Origin of the sequence: Micropruina sonneratiae (assembly GCF_025972045.1) — a bacterium.
In the GTDB taxonomy this organism is placed as follows: Bacteria; Actinomycetota; Actinomycetes; order Propionibacteriales; family Propionibacteriaceae; genus Micropruina; species Micropruina sonneratiae.
Window position 1 is genome coordinate 32,017 of record NZ_JAPDHX010000006.1, and the last position, 20,683, is coordinate 52,699.

Below are 20,683 nucleotides of genomic sequence, written 5' to 3' on the forward strand. Positions count from 1 at the left end.
GTGCGGGCTGCGGTTCAAGCCTGCTCGGGCAGGCACAGAGTACCGAGCCGGCTGAGGTCGGAGTACCAGCCTGCACTCGCCTTCGGCAACCGGTTCAGCTCACTGTCGACGGCCACCAGGCCGAAGCGTTTGGTGTAGCCGAAAGCCCATTCGAAGTTGTCGATGATCGACCAGACCAGGTAGGTGTCGATGGCGGCGCCGGCCTCGATCGCCTCGTGCACCGCCCGGAGGTGGCCGGCCAGGTAGGCGATCCGCTCCACGTCGTCGATCGGACCGGCGGCCGGGTCGGGGTCATCGACCGCGCAGCCGTTCTCGGTGATCGCCATGGAGATGCCGGCCGGCCCGGTGTACTCGTGGTGCAGCCGCACCAGCAGGTCGCGGAAGGCGTCGGGGGTGATCTCCCAGCCCATGTCGGTGCGGGCGAGGTCCGGGCGGTCGACCACGACGGCGTCCGGTGCGGTGGTGTGCACGCCGACGCCGGGGGCCGCGGCGCCGGCCCGGATCAGCTGCGAAGTGTAGTAGTTGACGCCGAGCACGTCGATCGGCGTCGCGATGGCCGCCAGGTCGCCGTCGCGGACCAGTCCGCCGGGCCAGTCGGCTCCGGCGTCCGCGATCAGGTCGGCCGGATACTCGCCGTGGAAGACCGGTTCGGTGAAGAACCTGTGCTGGGTGCCGTCGGTGCGCCGCACGACGTCGACGTCGGCCGGGTTGTCCGGGTCGGCCGGGTAGCCGGGCGTGAAGTTCAGGCTGAGCCCGAGCGTGGCGTCCGGATCGGCGGCGCGTAGGGCCCAGGTGACCCAACCGTGCGCGAGCAGCAGGTGGTGACCGGCTGCGTACGCCTCGGCCGCGACCCGGTGACCCGGGGCGTGCTGGCCGCCCGCGTAGGACAGGAAGGACGCGCACCAGGGCTCGTTCAGCGTCGTCCAGATGCGCACCCGGTCGGACAGCCGGGCGTGGACCACCAGCGCATAGTCGACGAAGGCCTCGGCGGTGGCTCGGTTCGTCCAGCCCCCCGCCAGCCAGGCGGGCAGATCCCAGTGGTACAGCGTCAGCCACGGCCGGATGCCGGCCTCGCACAGGGCGTCCACCAGTTCGTCGTAGAAGTCGAGACCCGCCTCGTTGACCGAACCGTCGGGGTTCATCACCCGGGGCCAGGAGACCGAGAAGCGGTAGGTGTCGAGGCCGAGCCCGGCCAGCAGGGCGACGTCGTCGCGGAAGCGGTGGAAGTGGTCCACGGCCACCGTGCCGTCGGAGCCGTCGGCGATCGCCCCCGGCTGGCGGCAGAACACGTCCCAGATCGAGTCGCCGCGCAACTCGGCCGCCCCCTCGATCTGGAACGACGACGTCGCGGCACCCCAGTGGAAGTCCGCCGGGAACTGGAGAGTGGTCATCCCTTGACTGCTCCTTGCATGATGCCGGAGACCAGCTGCCGGCCGGCGAAGATGAACAGGACCAGCAGGGGCACGGTGGCCAGCACGACACCGGCCATGATCAGTGCCAGGTCCTTGAAGTAGGACGCCTGCAGCAACTGCAGCGCGACCGGCAGGGTCGGGTTGGTCGAACCAAGCACGATGAACGGCCAGAAGAAGTTGGTCCAGGAACCGACGAAGGTGAACAGGCCGAGCATCGCTGCGGCGGGCCGGGCGGCCGGCAGCGCCACGTGCCAGAAGGTCCGGATCATCGAGCAGCCGTCGACCCGGGCGGCCTCGATGAGTTCATAGGGCAGGGCCTCGGACAGGTACTGGGTCATCCAGAACACCCCGAAGGCGGTGACCAGGCCGGGCACGACGACGGCCTGCAGCTTGCCGGCCCAGCCCAGGTTCGACATCACGATGAACAGCGGGATCACGCCGAGCTGGGTGGGCACCGCCATCGTTCCGATCACGAAGGCGAGCAGTCCGGAACGTCCCCGGAAGCGCAGTTTCGCGAACGCGTAGCCGGCCAGGGTGGAGAAGAAGATCACCGACACCGAGGTGATGACCGCGACGATGACGCTGTTCAGCAACGCCTGCCAGAAGCCGATGCCGGCGTCCAGCACCCGCTGCACGTTCTCGAGGAAGTGGCCCTGCGGGATCGGTGACGGGATCGGCTGCTGGGCGATGTCGGCGGCGGTGGAGGTCGACAGCAGGAAGGCGTAGTACAGCGGCAGCGCCGAGATCAGGACGAAGGCGCCGAGCAGCAGGTAGGTGACCCAGCCGGGGCGGCGCACGCCGCCCTCCATCCGGACGCGGCGGCGCCTGGCGGCGTCGGCGGCCCCCTTGCCGGCCAGCTGGCCGGCCATCGCGACGGAACTCATCGGGCGACCCTCTTTCGCTTGCTGCGGGTGTCGGTGCTGGCGATCCGCCGGGTGATCCAGAAGTTGAGCAGGGCGAAGATGACGATGATCAGGAACAACAGCCAGGCCACCGCGGCCGAACGGCCGAGGTTCCGCTGGCCCGCCCAGCCGAGCTCGTAGAGGTACATGGTGACGGTCATCCACTCCCGGTCGGGCCCGCCCAGCCCGAAGGTGTCGAACATCCGGGGCTCGTCGAAGATCTGCAGGCCACCGATGGTGGAGGTGATCACCACGAAGATGATCGTGGGGCGCAGCAGCGGAACGGTGACGCCGATGAAGGTGCGCCAGCGGTTCGCGCCGTCGACCACCGCCGCCTCGATGATGTCGCGCGGGATGGCCTGCATGGCTGCCAGGAAGATCAGCGCGTTGTAGCCGGTCCAGCGGAAGTTGACCATGGTGGCGATCGCCACGTGCGAGGCGAAGCGGTCGGCGTGCCACCCGATCGGGTCGACGCCGCTCGTGCCCAGCAGCGAGTTGATCACGCCGGACTGGTCGGCGAACAGTTGGCCGAAGACCAGCGAGACCGCCACGGGGGCGACCACGTAGGGCACCAGGACGCCCATCCGCCAAAAGGTCTTGGCGCGCAGGTTGGCGTCCAGCACCGCGGCGATCGCGATGGCGGCGATGACCTGCGGCACCGAGGAGAGCAGGAAGATGCTGAACGTGTTGACCACGCCGTCCCAGAACCGGGGCTGGTCGAGCACGTAGGCGAAGTTGCCGAAGCCGATGAAGCCCTGGTTGCCGACGATCAGGCTCCACTTGTGCAGGGCCACCCAGCCCGTGTAGAGCAACGGGAACAGCCCCACCAGCGCGAACAGCAGGAAGAAGGGCGAGATGTAGAGGTAGGGGGCGCTTCGCACGTCCCATCGGCTGAGCCGCTGCCGCCAGGTCATGGGCCTCCGTTCGGTTCGGGATGCGGTCGGACGCGTGGGCGGGGTGGTCGGTGCCACCCCGCCCACGGGGTTCGGGTCACCACCGCTGACGGTGGTACCAGAGTCGGGTGTCGGGACCTCAGCCCAGAGCCTCGAACTCCTTGACCGCCTGCGTCCAGGACTCGTCGGCCGACTGCTTCTTGGTCACGTCCACCCGGTTGATGGCGTCGGAGATGACCTGCCGGACGGCGAAGTAGTTCGGGCCCTTGAACGGGTTCACGGTGACGGCGTTGGCGCGGTCGGCGAGGATCTGACCGGTCGGCGCGTCGTTGAAGAACTTGTTCGTGACGCTCAGCAGGTCCTGGCTGGTCAGCGCTTCCTTCTGGCTCGGGAAGGTGCCCTTGGCCTTGAACGCCTTGATCTGCTGCTCGGGAGCGGTCAGCCAGGCTGCCAGTTCACGGGCCGCCGCGGTGTTCTTGCCCTGGGCGGGCACGGTCAGGTACGAACCGCCCCAGTTGCCGCCGCCGCCGGGGAAGACGTTGGCGATGTCCCAGCCCTCGATGCCCTTGGCGTTGCCCTCGATGATGCCGAGCATCCAGCCCGGGCACAGCATCGTGGCGAACTTGCTCTTCTGGAAGGCGTTGACCCAGTCGGTGCTCCACTGCGAAAGACCGGCGGACAGCTTGTCGTTGGTGGAGACGTTCAGGATCGAGGTGTACATGTCCTTGACCGGCTGGTTCTGGTCGAGCGGGATCAGCGTCTCCTCGGGCTCGGTGGAGGAGAAGGCGTTCGGCAACTGGTTGATCTGGCCCTGCATGATCGCGTCGGCCGAGTCGAACCAGGCCACGCCGTTGGACTTGGCGACGAACTGCTTGCCGACCTCGAAGTACTTGTTCCAGTCACCCTGCAGCAGGGCGGCGACCTCGTCGCGGTCGGTGGGCAGGCCGGCCTTCTTGAACAGGTCGGAGCGGTAGCACACCGCCTCGGGGCCGATGTCGGTGCCGAAGCCGACCAGCTTGCCGTCGGGGGTGGTGGCGGCGGCGGCCTTCCAGTCGAGCCAGCGGTTGGCGACGTCGTCGCCGGACAGGTCGGTGAGCTTGTCGGCGGTCTGCATCACGTCGGGCAGCCAGTCGACCTCGATGGCCTCGATGTCGGACAAGCCCGAGCCGGCGGCCAGCTTGTTGAAGTAGTTCTCGCGCGCCTCGTTGGAGGTGGCGGCCTTCTTCGGTGTGATGGTGACGTTCGGATGGAGCTTGGTGTACTCCTTGAACAGGTCCTCGTAGCCGAACTCGTTGAACGTCGCCACGGTGAGGGTGACGGGCTCGGTCGAGGCGGCGGACTCGGACGCCGCCGGGCTGGAGGGGGCTGCCGCAGGCTGCGAGCAGCCGGTGGCGAGCAGGGCGAGCAGAGCGGCTGGTAGGACCGCTGTGCGAATGAACGTGGTGCGCATGTGACTCCTTCGTCGCTTCAGCGGGCCAGGGCCGGCGCCGCGAGGCGGGAGATTCCTCCCGTGGATGAAAGCGCTCTCATCCTGAGTCAAATGCTGCATGAAAGCGCTTTCAAGCGTCAAGGGTTTCAGCAAACGAGATCTTTTCGTGACCTTCGCCGCGTGGGGTCGGCGGCCACGTCGCGGAGGCGTCCGGCGCACCCGTAGGGTGTTGGCGCTCGACAATGCCGGTGAACGTCCAGAACGGAGCTCCGATGGCCCTCCATCAACCCTTCCTGCACGACCTCACGGTCGCGCTGGCCGCTCCCGTCCAGGTCTGGTCAGCCGCCGGCGGCGACGTCGACGGCAGCGGCGTCCAGGGCTTCTACTACGGCGATCACCGGGTGCTGCAGGGCGTGTCGCTGCGCCTGGACGGACCGGACGGTCCGGTCGACCTGGTGGCCGGCTCGTCGTCGTCCGGGCTGGACGGCGCGGTCACCTTCCACGCCATCGCCCGGCTGGGCGAGGGAGTCGATCCGTGCGGCTCTGTGACCCGGCGACGGGCGCCCCACACCGGCGGGGTGCGCGAAACGATCACGGTCGCGGGTTCACTGCCGGAGGCGATCGAGGTCGAACTCGTGGTCGAGGTGACGCCCGATGTGGCGCCGTTGAACCTGATCAGGGCCGGCGTGGACACGACCGGGCGGGTCGAAGCCGGGCCGGACGGCTGGGGCTGGGACGAGTGCTCCCGCGTCCGCATCGACGCGCCCGGCGCGCAGGTGCGCACCACGCAGGCCGGCGAGGGCGCGCTGATCGAGCTGCGCTGGCGGCTCACCCTGCCGCGCTACGGCTCGGTGTCGTGCGGGTGGGAACTGCTGGCCGCCGATGCCGGGTCGCCGTTCGAGGGCTGCACCGCCGAGCCGGTCGCGGCGCCGGCGTTGCGGGGGGCGTCGGCGTCCCTGGAACGGCTGGTGCGGCGTTCGGTGGCCGACCTGAACGCGCTGCGGATGCAGGAGCCGGGCGACGCCGATCGCCGCTTCTACGCGGCCGGGGCGCCCTGGTTCTTCACGCTGTTCGGGCGCGACTCGCTGATCGCCGCCCGGCTGGCTCTGCCGCTGGACGCCTCGATGGCACTGGGCACGCTTCACACCCTGGCGGCGCGGCAGGGCCGGGTCGTCGATGTCGACCGGGCCGAGCAGCCGGGCAAGATCCTGCACGAGGTGCGCGCCGACACCATCGACCTGCAGCGAGGGGGCATCGTGCTGCCGCCGGAGTACTACGGCACGATCGACGCGACGCCGCTGTGGATCCTGCTGCTCGCCGAGGTCGACGCGGCCGGGCACGACGTCGGTGACCTGATCGGAGCGCTGCAGGCGGCACTGGGCTGGTTGCGCGACTTCTCCGACGCCGACGGCGACGGTTTCGCGGAGTACTTCGACGCGTCCGGTCACGGGCTGGCCAATCAGGGCTGGAAGGACTCCGGCGACTCGATCCGGTTCAGCGACGGCCGGATCGCGCAGGGCCCGATCGCGCTCGCCGAGGTGCAGGGCTACTGCCACGCCGCGGCATTGGCCGGTGCCGGCCTGCTCGAGCGGCACACCGGAGATGCGGCGCAGGCGGCCTGGTGGCGCGAGTGGGCGGGGCGCCTCGCCGACCGATTCCGGGCATCGTTCTGGGTGACCGACGAGCACGGCCGCTACCCGGCGCTGGCCCTGGACGCCGACAAGGCGCCGGTCGACACCCCCGCCTCGAATATGGGGCACCTGCTCGGCACCGGGCTGCTGGACGCCGCCGAGGAGGCGATCGTGGTGGACCGGCTGATGTCCCCGGAACTGTTCTCCGGCTACGGCATTCGCACTGTTTCGACGAGCAACGCGGCGTATTGGCCGACGCGCTACCACGTCGGTTCGGTGTGGACCCACGACACCGCGATGATCCTCGACGGCATGCTGCGTTCAGGCTTCGACGGCCCGGCCGCGCGATTGGCGCAAGGGCTGCTGCGGGCCGCGGAGGGGTTCGAGTACCGGCTGCCAGAACTGTTCGGCGGGCAGGGCGCCGACGAGGTGTTCCCGCCGGTGCCGTACCCGGCGTCCTGCCGCCCGCAGGCGTGGGCGGCGGCATCCGGGGTGAGCGTGGCGCGGGCGCTGGGAGCGTTGTAGCCACCGTTGTCTCGACGGCGTTGGCGGTTGGCCGTAGGTTGGCGGCATGACTGAGAGCCCGAGCATCGAGCGGCTTCCCGACGACGAGTTCACCCGCGTGCTGTGCGTGGTGGCGCACCCCGACGACCTGGAGTACGGAACCTCGGCGGCGGTGGCCGAATGGACCGACCGCGGCGTCGAGGTGGCCTACCTGCTGCTGACCCGAGGCGAGGCCGGTATGCAGATCCCGCCCGAGGAGTGCGCCCGCATCCGCCGCGGCGAGCAGGAGCGGGCCTGCGAGCAGGTCGGGGTCAGCGAACTCGCCATGCTTACCCACCCCGACGGCATGCTGGTCTACAGCCTCGACCTGCGTCGCGACGTCGCCCGGGTGATCCGCGAGTTCAAGCCGGACGCCGTGGTCGGCATGACCTGGGACATCGAGGCGCCATGGGGGCTGAACATGGCCGACCACCGGGTGGCGGGACTGACGGTGATCGACGCCATCCGCGACGCCGACAACACCTGGGTACACCCCGAACTCGCCAAGGACGAGAACCTGCCCAAGTGGGGCGTCCGCTGGCTGCTTGTCGCCGGCCACCAGCAACCCACCCACGGCGTGGTGGTCTCGGACGCCTCGGTCCAGCGGGCGGTGCGGTCGCTGGAGATGCACGAGGAGTATCTGGCGGCGATCCCGGGCCACCCGAAGCCGGCCGACTTCATCCCGGAGATGCTGTCGGGCGGCGGCAAGGCGCTCGGTGCCGACCACGCGATGCTGTTCAAGGCCTACGACCTGCGCGGGCGTCCGGCCGGCCCGTAGCGGCTACCCGGGCAGGCCGTCGCGGTCGGCCCACTCGAGCAGCGTGTCCAGCCGATGGGCGACATCGTCGATGCGCTCGTGCAGGTCGCCCAGCTCGGCGAACCGGGCCGGCACCGACGCCAGCGTGAAGTCCCGCGGATCGAGGTCGGCCAGCTCCTCCCACTCGACCGGGGTCGAGACGGTGCCGGTCGGCGTCCCGCGCACCGAGTAGGCGCAGGCGATGGTGTGATCGCGGGCGTTCTGGTTGAAGTCGACGAACACCTTGGTGGGGTCGCGGTCCTTGCGCCACCACACCGTGGTCGCGTCGGGACACCGCCGCTCGACCTTGCGGGCGAAGGCCAACGCGGCGCGGCGCACCTCGGCGAAGCCCCAGGCCGGCTCGATCCGGACGTAGATGTGAAAGCCGTTGCCACCGGAGGTCTTCGGGTAGCCGGTGATGTCGAGCTCGGCCAGCACCTCGCGGGCGACGGACGCCACCCGGGCCACCGCGGCGAAGTCGGCCTCGGGCATCGGGTCGAGATCGATGCGCCACTCGTCGGGCTGCTCGACGTGGCCGCGCCGGCTGTTCCAGGGGTGGAACTCGACCGTCGACATCTGCACCGCCCAGATCACCTGGGCCAGTTCGGTGACGCACAGCTCGTCGGCGGTGCGGCCGTAGCGCGGGAAGTACAACTCGACGGTCTGCACCCAGTCGGGCGCTCCGGCCGGCAGCCGCTTCTGGTGCACCTTCGGCCCCGCCAGACCGTCGGGGAAGCGGTGCAGCATGCACGGCCGCTCGCGCAGCGCCCGGACCACCCCGTCGCCCACCGCGAGGTAGTAGTCGACCAGGTCACGCTTCGTCCAGCCCGTCTCGGGGAAGTAGACCCGGTCGGGGTTGGTGAGTCGGACGACCCGGTCACCCACCTCGATCTCGACCGCAGGACTCGCCATGGCCCGACGGTAGTGCACGCCGGAGTTATCCACAGCCTGGAGGATCACTCGGTCGATCGGGACGATTCCTGTGGCTGGATAGCGCGATGGAGCGTTCTCCCGCGGGCGACCTGTTACTGGCGGCTCACAACGGCGTCCTGACCAGGAGTGAGCATTCCAGGAGTGCGATCAACGCTCTGCTCGCGCGTCAGGCGATCGTCACGGTGCATCCGGGCGTTTTCGTGGCGGCCGACCGACTCTGGGACCGGCACACCCGCTTCGCTGCAGCACTCGTGGCGCGCCCGGCGTCGGTGTTGTGGGGGCGGTCGGCGGTGGAGGCCATCCGGGCGGAGTCGCGTCCGTTCGAGCAACAGGAGCGGGTGCTGCTGGCTCAGCCGGGCGGCGGCGCCGGGGCGGGACTGACCATGGTGCGGCGGCGGGTCAGCCCGGCCCTGATCCGTGAGGCGCACGGCCTGCGCTGCCCGTCGCCCGCCATCGTCGCGGTCGACCTGGCCTGTGGCGATGAGGGCCGGGTGGCGGAACTGTTCCTGCGCGAAGGACTGGTGCGACCCGACGAACTGGTCGACGCCCTGGCGGAGTTCAGCGGGCAGCGTGGCCTGGCGGAACGCCGGCGGGTGGTGGTGAGCTGCTCCGACAACCCGTGGTCCGGTGGTGAGCGGACGTTGCAGGCCTTGCTGCGGGATGCTGGCCTCGAGGGCTGGGTGGCCAATCCCCGGCTGAAGCTGGGCGGATTCGTCTGCCATCCCGATCTGCTGTTCGAGGCCAGACGGTTGGTGGTCGAGTTCGACGGCTTCGAGGTACACAGCTCCAGGCAGGCGTTCGAGGCGGACCGGATCCGGCAGAACCGGCTGGTGCTGGCCGGCTACCGGGTGCTGCGATACACGTGGCGGCGGCTGAGCGAAGACCCTGACGGGGTGGTGGAGGAGATCCGCGCCGCCGTGACCCCGATGCCCGACTGGGATTTCAGCCAGTGGTGATATACCGATTTTCGACCTCGATGCCGGATTCGGGCGATGTAAACGTTTCGATCAGCATCGACGTCGAAAATCGGTATATCGGCGGCAGGTGAATTCACCCGATGGGGGAGCGAGGGTCAGGGCGTCAGCTCAGCGTGCCGTCGGGGTTGACGCGGAACACGTCGACCTTCACCGTCAGCTCGGACTTCTTCGCCTCGGTGTAGATGACCCCCTTCAGCGGAGACACGTCGCGAAAATCCCGTCCCCAGGCGGTGACGATGTAGCGTGAATCGGCGAAGTGGTCGTTGGTGGGGTCGATGTCGATCCACTCCCCGCCGGGGACCAGCACCGACGTCCAGGCGTGCGACGCGTCGGAGCCCTCCAGTTTCGGCTGGCCGGGTGGGGGCGATGTCTCCACATAGCCCGACACGTACCGGGCCGGCAACCCCACCGAGCGCAGGCAGCCGACCGATAGGTGCGCAAAATCCTGGCAGACGCCCTTGCGCAGCTTGAGTAGCTCCGGCAGCCGGGTACGCACCGAGGTGGCGCCCAGTTCGTACTTGAAGTCGCGGTAGATCGTCGAGTACAGCCCCACCAGGGCGTCGCCCAGCGGGCGGTCGGACCACAGGATGCCCTCGGCGTACTGCGTCACCTCGGGGGCCAGGTCGACCAGCGCCGAGGGCAGCAGGAACTCGGCACGCTCCAGGGCGTCCGCCTCCTGCTCGACCCGGGCCGCCGCCTCGGCGACCGTGAACGAGTTCAGCGACTCCAGGTTGGGCCGCGGCCACGCCACATCGACGTAGGCCACCTTGCCGACCACGAGTTCGGTGTGCGGGGTGCGCACCTCGACGTAGAAGCTGTGGTTGCCGAAGTGGTCGACGTGCTGGGTGATGACGTCGGGCTCGGGGCTGACCAGCACCTCGTTCGAGACCACCTGCTGTGACCAGGTCTCCAGCGGGCGCAGGAAGCCGCGCTCGTAACACGCCTCGACCTCGGACTCGTAGCTGTAGATCGTCGAGTGCCGGACGCGGTAGCGGCGCGGCGTGTAGTGGTCGGGCCGGCTGATCGCGGCCTGGGCGAGCTCAGTCATCGGCCACCTGCCACGGGCTGGCCCAGCCGGCGGATTGCGGACGACGCGGCGCCTGGCGCAGGAAGTGCCGCGGCGCCAACGCATCGGACAGCCTGCGGAACTCCTGGTCGATGGCGGCCAGCTGCACCGCCAGCACCGGAACGTCGAGCAACTGCTCGGGGTCGGTCGCCTCCAGTGCCTGCGCCAGCGCCAACGCCCGGGACGCCGACGCCTCGTCGCCCAGCAGGGTCAGGTCGGAGGCCATCGACTCCGCCTGGTAGATCACCGAGCGCGGGTTCAGCCGGTCGAGCAGCAGCAGGTCGATGGCGGACTCGAGGGCGACCGTCGGGCCGGTTCCGGCGGCGGCGCGACGCCGGTGGGTGATGATCGACTCGCCGGCCCGCAGCACCGCCTCGACGACCAGGTCCTCGACCGGTCGGGGACGTTGCTGGGTCAGGGCGCTGCCGAGCAGCGCCAGCGTCATCTGTGCCCGTTCCATCCGGCAGCCGGCGTCGAGGAACGCCCACGATTCGTCGCGCACCATGCTCTGCGCCATGATCCCGGCCAGGGCCAGCAGCGACTCCAGCACGTCGTCGAGCAGGGTCTGCAGCTGGTCGTCGTCGTCGGGGATCTCCTCCAGGGTCTGGTTGAGCCGGCCCAACACCGCCCAGGTGTCCACGCTGAGCAGGTCGCGCACGTGCTGGGCGGCGTTGATCACCTGGCTGGCGCAGTGCCGCACGGTGCCGGAGCGGCCGGCGTCCAGCACGGCGCGGCGCAGGTACGACACAGAAGACTCGCCCGCACCGATCGAGCCGGTCACGGTGACCCAGGCCACCGCCTGCAGCAGGACGTCGGTGGCCACGGCTCCCGGCGTTCCGGTGCGGCTGACGTTGTCCTCGGCGAAGTCGTCGACGACCTTCAGCAACCGGGCGGTGCCCTCGGCGCGTTCGGCGTAGCGGCCCATCCAGTACAGGTTGTCGGCCACGCGCGGCGACAGGCCGGTGGCCCGGACCACCAGCGGCGGGCCGAGCCGGCGGTCGCGGACGCTCAGCGCCGGCTGCTCGGCGTCCGAGGACAGCACCCAGACGTCCTTGGCCAGCGCGCCGGTGTAGTTCGAGACGGTGTACTCGCCGACCCGGGCCGCGACCCGGCCCAGACCGCCGGGCAGGAAGTGGTAGTCGTCGTCGTGGGCGACGCCGAAGGTGCGCAGCACGAACCGGCGGGGCTCCAGCCCGGCCCGGGTCACCACCGGCGCGGTGGACAGCTGCATCGGCTCCTGGCCGCACCACACCCACGGCTCGGCCCTCAGCCGGTCGGCCAGTTCGCCCCGTTCGGCTCCGTTCAGCTGCCAGCCGTAGCGCACCGGGCCCATCGCCCGCGAGATCGGCTTGATCACCAACGAATCCAGGTTGGCCAGAACATGCGAGAGCTCGTTCGGGCGGCCGCACCACCAGGTCGTCGGGCTGGGCAGCCGAAGATCCTCCCCGATCAGCGCCCGGGCGGCACTGCCGAGATGCGCCAGCAGGGCGGGGTTCTCCAGGACGCCGGCACCGACCGGGTTGACCACGGCGACGGTGCGGTTCCGGGCCGCCTCGATCAGGCCCGGGACGCCGAGCTGGGAGTCGCCGCGCAGTTCGAGGGGATCGGCGTAGGCGGCGTCCACCCGGCGCAGGATGACGTCGACCTGCTCGAGCCGGTCGCCCGCCCGCAACCACACCTTGCCCTGCTCCATCACCAGGTCGTCCGCCTCGACCAGCGGAAAGCCCAGCAGGGTGGCCAGGTAGGCCTGCTCGAAGGCCGTCTCGCTGCCCGGCCCGGGGGTGAGCAGCACCACCCGGGGTGGCTCGGTCGCCGACGGCGAGGCGTCCTGCAGCGCCGCGGTGAAGGTCTGGAAGAAGCCGCGTAGCCGGGCCAGCGGGGTGGCGCGGTGCAGCCCCGCCATCACCCTGGAGATGATCCGCCGGGTGGCCATCGCGTAGCCCGGTCCGGACGGTGCCTGAGTGCGGTCGGAGATCACCGTCCACGCTCCGTCGGCGTTGCGGGACAGGTCGGTCGCGGCCACCACCAGTTGCCGGTGGCCCGGCGCGTCGACTCCGACGGTTTGCCGGATGTAGCCGTCGTGGGCCAGCACCGCCTCGGGCGGGATCACCCGGCGGCGCAGCAGCGTCCGGTCGCCGTAGAGGTCCGAGAGCACCAGGTCGAGCAGCACCGCGCGCTGCCGCAGCCCGTCGGTCAGCGCGGTCCATTCGCTGCCGCCGATCAGCACCGGGATCGGGTCGATCGCCCAGTTGCGGGCGCCGGCCTGGCCGGTGCCGTAGGTCACGCCCTCGTCGGACGCCAGCGAACCGGCCTCCTCGCGCGCCTCCTGCAAGCCGGCCATCCCCATCGCGTCCAGGGCGGCGCCCAGCGCGGCCTGATCGGTGCGCAGCCCGTCGACGGTCACCAACTCGTCGACGGCGTCCGGGCGCAGGCGTGCCCGGTACTCGTCGAGGACGCCCGATTCGAGCGGGACGGCTGCGGACATGCTGGCCAACCTAGCGGGTGCGGACACCGCTTCCTCACTCAGCCCACGTGGCCGGGCGAGTAGCGGCGCAGGTCGACGGTGCACGGGTACTCGGTGCCCATCGGCCCGAAAACGGCCTCGGCCGACGGCCAGCCCGAGGTGTCGACCGGGCCGGGGGTGTGGCCGAGTTCGCTGAACCTGGACGCCCGCCGCGACTCCGCCTCGACGGCGTTGACCGGGTAGTTGTCGTAGCTGCGCCCGCCCGGGTGAACGACGTGGTAGGTGAACCCGCCCAGCGACCGGTCGTTCCAGGTGTCGACTAGGTCGAACACCAGCGGCGAGTGGATGCCCATCGTCGGATGCAGCGCCGACCAGGGCGCCCAGGCGCGGTAGCGCACACCGCCCACGAACATGCCGGTGGTCGCCGGTGCGTCGTCGGAGCCCAGCGCCGTGCCCCAGCCACCGTTCTCGACCGGCACCATCGGTACCGGGACGCCGTTGCAGGTCACCACGTGCCGCCCTTCGACGAGGTCGGACACCGCCAACTGCACCCGCTCGACGGAGGAGTCGACGTAGCGCGAGGTGCCGGACGCCGTCGCCTCCTCACCCAGCACGTGCCACGGCTCGATCGCCTGACGCAGCTCGAGGTGCACCCCCGAGATGCGGGTCTCGCCCAGCCGTGGGAACCGGAACTCCAGGAACGGGTCCAGCCAGGCCGGGTCGAAGTGCGCGCCGGGGGACGCCTGTGCCAGCCAGGCGTTCACGTCGGCGACCACCTCGCGCAGGTCGGCGGCGGCGAAGGCGGGCAGCAGGAAGCGGTCATGCAGCCGGGTGCCCCAGCGGATCAGCCGGCTGCGGTAGGGCTGCGACCAGAACATCGCTACCAGGCAGCGCACCAGCAGGGCCTGGACCAGCGCCATCCGCGCGTGCGGCGGCATCTCGAAGCCGCGCAGCTCGAGCAGGCCGAGGCGTCCGCGCTGCGAATCGGGGGAGTACAGCTTGTCGATGCAGAACTCCGAGCGGTGGGTGTTGCCCGTCAGGTCGGTGAGCAGGTGCCGCAGCAGCCGGTCGGTGTTCCAGGGCAGCGACGGCAGGTCGTCGTCGGGGGCGAACGCGGCGGCGTCCGCAGTGACCCGGTCGAGCTCGGCGAAGGCGATCTCCATCTCGTACAGGGTCTCGGGCCGGCCCTCGTCGAACCGGGGGGCCTGCGAGGTGGGGCCGATGAACCGCCCGGAGAACACGTACGACAAGGACGGATGGTGCTGCCAGTAGGTGAGCAGCGAGCGCAGCAGGTCGGGTCGCCGCAGCAGCGGGGAGTCGGTCGGGGTGGCGCCGCCCAGGGTGAAGTGGTTGCCGCCGCCGGTGCCGGTGTGGGTGCCGTCGAGGTCGAACTTCTCGGTCGCCAACCGGGTGCGGCGAGCGTCGTCGTAGAGGGACAGGGTCAGGTCGCGCTGCTCGGCCCAGCCGGAGGTGGGCTGGGTGTTGACCTCGATCACGCCCGGGTCGGGGGTCACCGAGAGGGTCTTGGTGCGCAGGTCGAACGGCAGCGGGTAGCCCTCGAGCACCACCGGCAACTCGACCGCGGACGCCGCCGTCTCGACGACGCTGAGCAGTTCGAGGGCGTCCTCGAGCCTGGCCAGCGGCGGCAGGAAGACGTACAGCCGGCCGTCGCGCTCTTCGACGCACAGCGCGGTGCGCGGCGCCTCCTCGATGTCGAGCACCTTCGCCGCCGGCGCCTCGCCCTCGACGATGAGGGGCAGCAGCCCGGTCATCTCGAACGGCGAGCGTTCGATCTCCTCGGGCACCGGCGACCAGGCGATCGCGTTCAACGGCAGCCGGAACCCCATCGGCGAGGTGCCACCGGTCAGCATCAGGTGCCGGCGCCGGGGCCGCCACTGCGTCGTGCCCCAGACGCCCTCGTCGGCGAGCCGGAACACCGGCACCACCCACCCGCGTGGGGCACCGCGGCCGGCGTCGATCGCGGCCAGTTCGTCGTCGGCCGACGCCTCGTCGTCGGCCGCGCCCGGCTCGGGGTCATCGGGTCGGGCCCCGGCCGGCTTCAGCGCCTCGTTCATCAGCGCCAGCAACGGATCCTCGAAGGCCGGCACGACGTGGCTGCCGGGGACGCCGAGTCCCCCGGCGATGTAGGCGGCCAGGTCGCGCACCGCGGTCTGCGCCTCGGCCGAGCCGGGTTCGACGCTCGGCTCGTCCCACGGGTTGGCCAGCAGCGAGCGGTCCTCCCAGATCGGCACCCCGTCGGACCGCCAGGTGATCGCGATGTTCCAGCGCGGCAGGTCCTCGCCCGGGTACCACTTGCCCTGGCCGTGGTGGACGACGCCGCCGGGCGCCCAGCGCTGTTCGAGCCGGGCCGCGAGCTGCCGGGCCAGCGCCCGCTTCTCGGGACCGTCGGCGGCGCCCTCCCATTGCGGGGTGGCGGTGTCGTCGGCGGAGACGAAGGTGGGTTCACCGCCCATCGTCAGCCGGACGTCGCCCGCCGCCAGCAGTTCGTCGACGGTGCCGCCGAGGGCGTCCACGGCGTCCCACTGCTGGTCGGTGTAGGGCTTGGTCACCCGCGGGTCCTCGTGCACCCGACGGACGGTGTTCGCGAACGCCATGGTCACCGCGACCGGCGCCGTGGCACCCGAGATCGGCGCGGCGGACGCCGGGTGCGGGGTGGCCGACAGCGGAATGTGCCCCTCGCCGGCGAACAGGCCCGAGGTGGGGTCGAGGCCGATCCAGCCGGCCCCGGGCACGTACACCTCGGCCCAGGCGTGCAGGTCGGTGAAGTCCTCCTTGGGACCCGACGGGCCGTCCAGCGCCTCGACGTCGGAGGTGAGCTGGACGAGGTAGCCGGAGACGAAACGCGCGGCCAGCCCGGCCTCGCGCAGCACCGACACCAGCACCCAGGCCGAGTCGCGGCACGAGCCGAGCGCGTTGGCCAAGGTCGTGTCGGGGGTCTGGACGCCGTGCTCCATCCGCACCGTGTAGGCGATGTCGTGCTGCAGCGCGGTGTTCACCGCGACCAGGAAGTCGACCATCCGGGGACGCTCGTCGCCGGTGAGCCCGGCGTAGCGGTCGGTGATGTGCTGCTGCACCCACTGCCTCAGCAGCGGGCCGGGCCCGTCGCCGGACTCGTCGACCGGGCGCAGGTACGGTTCGAGGTCCGCCCGCAGCGCGGCCGGGTACTCGAAACCGAACCGTTCGGCGTACTCCTCGAGGAAGAAGTCGAACGGGTTGATCACGGTCATGTCGGCCACCACGTCGACGGTGATGTCGAGTTCCTTCACCGGTTCCGGGAAGACCAGTCTCGCCAGGTAGTTCCCGAACGGATCCTGCTGCCAGTTGATGAAGTGGTTGCGCGGCTCGACGGTGAGCGAGTAGGCGGCGATCGGCGTCCTGGAATGCGGTGCGGGCCGCAGCCGCACCGTGTGCGGGTACACCTGCACCGGTTCGGCGAAGGTGTACGTGGTGCGGTGTTCGAGAGCTACCCGGATCGTCACCCTCGCGAATCTAGTGGCCGCTGCGGTGCCGGGTCACCCGCGGGGCCGGACCGAAACCTCACTGAAACGCCCGGCGAGGCACCCCGCTAGCCTGTACCGGTGACTTCTCAGGTACCCGACGAGCACCCTGACCACCAGGGCAACGAGCCGGCGCCCGACGTGGAACCCGTCACCGACAGCCGCCCGGACGCCGAACCCGACGCCGCCGTCACGCCGCCCCGCTCGCGCAGCCGGTGGATCGCCGCCGTCGCCTTCGTGGTGGTCGCTGTGCTGGTCGCCGGCATCGCCTGGCTGCTGCGGCCCCAGCCGCCGGCGTCCGGCGTGCCGTCGGCGACCCCGCAGGAGGCCGTGGCCGGCTATCTGGACGCCCTGGTCGCGGCCGACGCCGACCGGGCCCTGGAGTACGCACTGAACCGTCCCACCGACACCAGCCTGCTCACCGCCGACGTGCTCAAGCGGTCCCAGAAGGAGGCCAAGCTGGCGGTCGTGAACGTGCCCGAGGTCGAGGGCGGCACGATGGTGACGGTACCGGCCGAGGTGACCCTCGACGGCGAGCCGGCCACCATCTCGTTCACGGTCAACGAGACCGAGGTGGGCTGGCGGCTCGGCCAGGTCACCTCGACGATCGATCCGGGGGCGCTGCCGTCCTCGCTGAAGGCCAGCCTGAACGGCGTGCGGCTCGCCGATTCGACGCACGTCGAGGTGTTTCCTGGCGTGTACGTCTTCGACCAGGAACTGCCCCAGCTCGAGCTGGAGGGCAACCGCGTGACGGTGAGCGCGGTCGGCGAGGACATTCCGGCCGGCCTGCACGCGGTGCTGACCGCGCGCGGTGAGAAGGCGGCCGGCAAGATCGCGGCCGCTGCGTTGAAGAAGTGCCTGGCGAAGAAGAACCCCAGCCCCGAGGGTTGTCCCAACAGCGTCGCGGTCGACAAGAACCAGAAGATCGCCACCAAGTCGATTCGCTGGAACCTGGTCGGCGACCCGTGGAAGGGCGCCACCTACACCCTGGACGCCGCCGACCCGACGCAGGCCCGTGGCGCGACCACGCTCAAGCTGCGCTTCCGCTGCACGCTCTCCGAGGGCGGCGAGACGTACGCCGTCGACCAGACCAACTCGGTCAAGGTCCGCTACGCGCTGTCGGTGGTCGACACCAAGGATCCGGTTGTCTGGCAGCGGGTCGCCTGAGCGTCCGTCCGGGCCGGACGCCGCGCCGCGGGCGGTGGTGCTGGGCGGCGGCGGTCTGACCGGGCTGGCCTGGCTGCAGGGCGTGCTGGCCGAGCTGCCCGACGTGGCCGGCACCGCCGACCGGGTGGTCGGGACGTCGGCCGGCGCCCTCGCCGCGACCCTGATGCTGACCGGGGCGGACGCCGACGACCCGGCGCCGCTGCTGGCCGAACTGGCCGGCGTCCGGGTGGGGGTGGCGGCTGCCGCGGCACTGCTGGCCGCCCAAGTCTGGCCCAGCCGCCGGCATGCGTTGCAGTGGCTCGGACGCCGCGCGGCCCGCGACGCCCACCGGGCCGGACGCCGCGGCCGGCTCAGCGAGGAGGCGTTCGTCGACCTGATCGGCCGCGCCATCGGCGATACGCACTGGCCGGCATCCCTGATCGTGGTGGCGGTGGACGCGGTCAGCGGCCGGCCCGCCTACTTCACCACCCGCTCGGGCGTCGAGCTGACCACGGCGATCGCGGCCAGTTGCGCCATGCCCGGGGTGTTCCCGGCGGTGCACCTCGAGGGTCGCGCCTATCTCGACGGCGGGCTGCGATCGCCCGCCAACGCCGACCTGGCCAGCGAGTGCGACCCGGTGCTGATCCTGGCGCCGCAGTCCCGCTCACTGCGTGAGTTGCGGCGTCCCGCCCACCAGGCGGCGCGGCTGCGTGCGCACGGGGCGTCGGTGGTGCTGGTGCAGAACGAGCGGCCGGCGCTCGACGTGCTGTCGGCCGCCCGGCTGGACGCCGCCCGCGAACAGGGCCGGCGGCAGGGCGGGCAGGCCCGCGACGAGCTCGCTGCCCTGTCCTGGGCCTGAGCTGCACCCGCGGCGCCCCGGTCGGCGCAACCGGTCCCGCTGCCGGGGTCATACCGGACCCTGCCCCGGTTTGCTTCAAACAAATGCCCGTTTGCAAAGATGAAACGCGGCCGGCTGGTCGACGTCGCCATCCACGCCGCCCCGCGGCCGATCAACCTGCACCGGGTGTTCTGGCGCGAGCTGGAGATGTACGGCGCGCGGCTGTACCACCTCGAGGACATGCGCACGGCCGCCGAACTGGTCGGCCAGGGCCGCGTCCCGGTCGCCAGGCTGATCTCGAAGGTCACCGACCTCGGTCAGGTCGGCGCCGCCTTCGCCGAACTCAGCCGGGGCGAGGCGATGAAGGTGCTGATCAAGGTGGACCCGGCCGCCTGAACCAAACCCCGACGAACCCCCAGAAAACCAGAAAGAGGACGACATGACAGCAGCTCTCGGGATCTTCGACCTGACCGGCCGCGTGGCGTTGGTCACCAGCGCCGTGCACGGCTACGCCTTCGACGTCACCGACGAGGCCCAGGTCACCGCCGCGGTGGCCAGGATCGCCGACGAGGTGGGCGGTGTCGACGTGCTGGTCAACAACGCCGGCAAGATCAAGCGGACGCCGATGACTCGAGATCGAGCGGCCGGCGACGGCGGCATCCAGGCCTACATCGGAAGGCCCGGCCACCGGGCTGCTGTCGCGGTGGTGGCTCGACGCGAACCGCATTGTGGGGCAACTGCACCCGGTGCTGAGCGGCATCACCGCACGGGCCCACCAGCTGACCAACCTGGGCCGGCTCACCGAGCGGTCCATCGTCTATCTCGACAAGGTCGAGCCCGAGCGGCCGGTGCGGGTGTGGTCCGAGATCGGCTTCACCAGTCCCGCCGTGACCACCGCGCTGGGTCGCGCCATCATGGGCGCCCGCGGCGTCGACGCGGCCGCGCTGCCGGAGTGGCTGAGCGCCGCACCCGGGGCTGATCCGGGACTTCGCGACCGGGTCGGACGTGAACTCGCCCGGGTCCGCGACGCGGGCTACGCCATCGAGACCGACGAGAACGAGCGCGGCGTCTCGTGCGTCGGCGTCCCCCTGGCCGTGATGGGGGTCGTCGTCGCGGCCGTGTCGGTGACGATGCCGTCAAATCGGTTGAGCACCGACCGGGCCGCGGAACTCGCCGCGATCGTGGTCGACGAGGTTACCGCGGCCGCCCTGCCCGGCACTCGACTAGCGGTTGTCGCCGCCCCCGCCCTCGACCTGGCGGTGTCCCCCCAGGCGGTGGTCCTGATGCTGGGTGAGCCACAATCGGTGGCTGGTGATCACCACCGTCAGCCACGCCACCCCCAGGGACCAGGCGGCCAGCACGTCGGTGAGCCAGTGGTGCCCCAGGTACACCCGCGACAGTCCCATCGCCAGTACGTACAGCACGGTGAGGGTGACGGTCACGGCCCGGGCGGCCGTGCTGGTCAGGTGCGACACCAGCAGGTAGCAGAACATGCCGGCGATCACGATCGAGTTGAGCGAGTGCCCCGACGGGAAGGACGCCGACGTCTCGTAGGGCGGCACGGCGTCGGCCAACGCAGGGCGGGCCCGCTCGGTCATCCGCTTGCCGGCCACGGTCATCGCCAGCGAGCCGCCGACGGCGATCAGCATCAGCACCAGCGGCGTCCAGCGCCTCCACAGCAGGCACAGCGCCGTCACCGCGACGGCGGTGATGATCGTCATGTAGAGCTGACCGCCGGAGTTGCTGAACGCCGCGATCGCCGCGGTGAGTTCGGGCGTCCGGACGGTGAGGATCCAGGCCAGTAGCGGCTCATCGACGCGGGCGATGCCGTGCCCGGTGGAGACGGCCTCGTAGATTTCGCCGGCCAGCACGGTGCCGCCGACCGCCAGCGCCACCGACAACCCGAGCAGCAGCAGCACGGCGACCTCGGTGTTGCGGACCCGGTCGACCAGCGCGCCGAAGCTGTCGCGCAGCCAGCGGCCGGCGGTGCTGCGCCAATCGGTGAGGTCGCGCGAACCGATCGTCCGCTCGGACTCTGAGGGCCGCAGGGGCTGCGGAGGCTGGGGCGGCTCGGGCTGCTGGGGGTGCATTGGCCAAGTGTGTCAGGTGTTCCGGGTGCCCCGATCAGTACCGCG

At 70.9% G+C, this 20,683-nt stretch carries 15 protein-coding genes and 2 pseudogenes; 8 read left to right on the top strand and 9 right to left on the bottom strand.

The window, feature by feature from the left end:
• Positions 1–14 precede the first annotated feature (14 nt).
• From OIE40_RS14840 to OIE40_RS14855, 4 genes are all read right to left on the bottom strand, one after another.
• Positions 15–1,391 carry a GH1 family beta-glucosidase gene (locus OIE40_RS14840; protein ID WP_264703501.1) on the bottom strand — a complete coding sequence of 459 codons (1,377 nt, stop codon included), beginning with the start codon at positions 1,389–1,391 and terminating at the stop codon, positions 15–17.
• A complete protein-coding gene (locus OIE40_RS14845; RefSeq protein ID WP_264703503.1) occupies positions 1,388–2,296 on the bottom strand; it encodes a carbohydrate ABC transporter permease in 909 nt (302 codons plus the stop codon). The genes OIE40_RS14840 and OIE40_RS14845 overlap by 4 nt, the downstream gene beginning before the upstream one ends.
• Positions 2,293–3,228, bottom strand: coding sequence for a carbohydrate ABC transporter permease (locus OIE40_RS14850; protein ID WP_264703505.1), 936 nt, complete (start codon positions 3,226–3,228; stop codon positions 2,293–2,295). The genes OIE40_RS14845 and OIE40_RS14850 overlap by 4 nt, the downstream gene beginning before the upstream one ends.
• Positions 3,229–3,346: 118 nt before the next feature.
• Positions 3,347–4,657 (bottom strand): ABC transporter substrate-binding protein, encoded by a 1,311-nt coding sequence (locus OIE40_RS14855; RefSeq protein ID WP_264703507.1) that lies wholly within the window; start codon positions 4,655–4,657, stop codon positions 3,347–3,349.
• Positions 4,658–4,908: 251 nt separating this feature from the next.
• Between OIE40_RS14855 and OIE40_RS14860 the strand changes: the two genes are divergently transcribed.
• Together OIE40_RS14860 and OIE40_RS14865 are read left to right on the top strand one after the other, a co-directional pair.
• Complete coding sequence (locus OIE40_RS14860; protein WP_264703509.1) at positions 4,909–6,792, top strand: glycogen debranching N-terminal domain-containing protein; 1,884 nt, start codon at positions 4,909–4,911, stop codon at positions 6,790–6,792.
• 46 nt (positions 6,793–6,838) lie between these two features.
• Positions 6,839–7,588: a PIG-L deacetylase family protein gene (locus OIE40_RS14865; protein ID WP_264703510.1), complete on the top strand. Its 750-nt coding sequence runs from the start codon at positions 6,839–6,841 to the stop codon at positions 7,586–7,588.
• A gap of 3 nt (positions 7,589–7,591) precedes the next feature.
• Here OIE40_RS14865 and ligD read toward each other — a convergent pair whose 3' ends face one another.
• Positions 7,592–8,518: a non-homologous end-joining DNA ligase gene (ligD, locus tag OIE40_RS14870; RefSeq protein ID WP_264703512.1), complete on the bottom strand. Its 927-nt coding sequence runs from the start codon at positions 8,516–8,518 to the stop codon at positions 7,592–7,594.
• Between the two features lie 86 nt (positions 8,519–8,604).
• Here ligD and OIE40_RS14875 point away from each other — a divergent pair, with 86 nt between their 5' ends.
• Positions 8,605–9,495, top strand: a complete 891-nt coding sequence (locus OIE40_RS14875; protein ID WP_264703515.1) for an endonuclease domain-containing protein — start codon at positions 8,605–8,607, stop codon at positions 9,493–9,495.
• 124 nt (positions 9,496–9,619) lie between these two features.
• On the opposite strand, the gene OIE40_RS14880 is transcribed toward OIE40_RS14875, so the two are convergent.
• From OIE40_RS14880 to OIE40_RS14890, 3 genes are read right to left on the bottom strand one after another with little or no spacing between them, the layout of a single operon-like run.
• On the bottom strand, positions 9,620–10,564 hold the full coding sequence (locus OIE40_RS14880) for a transglutaminase family protein (RefSeq protein WP_264703517.1): 945 nt from the start codon (positions 10,562–10,564) through the stop codon (positions 9,620–9,622).
• Positions 10,557–13,067, bottom strand: a complete 2,511-nt coding sequence (locus OIE40_RS14885; RefSeq protein WP_264703520.1) for a circularly permuted type 2 ATP-grasp protein — start codon at positions 13,065–13,067, stop codon at positions 10,557–10,559. Before OIE40_RS14885 ends, OIE40_RS14880 begins: the two co-directional genes overlap by 8 nt.
• A 38-nt stretch (positions 13,068–13,105) precedes the next feature.
• A complete protein-coding gene (locus OIE40_RS14890) occupies positions 13,106–16,546 on the bottom strand; it encodes a transglutaminase family protein (protein ID WP_264703522.1) in 3,441 nt (1,146 codons plus the stop codon).
• Between the two features lie 99 nt (positions 16,547–16,645).
• Here OIE40_RS14890 and OIE40_RS14895 point away from each other — a divergent pair, with 99 nt between their 5' ends.
• The 5 genes and pseudogenes from OIE40_RS14895 to OIE40_RS17080 form a co-directional block, all read left to right on the top strand.
• The gene (locus tag OIE40_RS14895; protein WP_264703523.1) at positions 16,646–17,731 is read left to right on the top strand and encodes a hypothetical protein; all 1,086 of its coding nucleotides are present in this window, start codon (positions 16,646–16,648) and stop codon (positions 17,729–17,731) included.
• On the top strand, positions 17,709–18,569 hold the full coding sequence (locus tag OIE40_RS14900) for a patatin-like phospholipase family protein (protein ID WP_264703525.1): 861 nt from the start codon (positions 17,709–17,711) through the stop codon (positions 18,567–18,569). The genes OIE40_RS14895 and OIE40_RS14900 overlap by 23 nt, the downstream gene beginning before the upstream one ends.
• 99 nt (positions 18,570–18,668) lie before the next feature.
• Complete coding sequence (locus tag OIE40_RS14905; RefSeq protein WP_264703526.1) at positions 18,669–18,944, top strand: MDR/zinc-dependent alcohol dehydrogenase-like family protein; 276 nt, start codon at positions 18,669–18,671, stop codon at positions 18,942–18,944.
• Between the two features lie 43 nt (positions 18,945–18,987).
• Positions 18,988–19,119 (top strand): annotated as a pseudogene (locus OIE40_RS17120) (hypothetical protein); the annotation flags it as partial.
• A gap of 175 nt (positions 19,120–19,294) precedes the next feature.
• Positions 19,295–19,678, top strand: a pseudogene (locus tag OIE40_RS17080) (IclR family transcriptional regulator domain-containing protein); the annotation flags it as partial.
• Positions 19,679–19,771: 93 nt separating this feature from the next.
• Here the strand turns inward: OIE40_RS17080 and OIE40_RS14915 are convergent.
• Entirely contained in the window at positions 19,772–20,638 is an 867-nt protein-coding gene (locus OIE40_RS14915; RefSeq protein ID WP_264703530.1) for a phosphatase PAP2 family protein, read from the bottom strand.
• Positions 20,639–20,683: the final 45 nt, after the last annotated feature.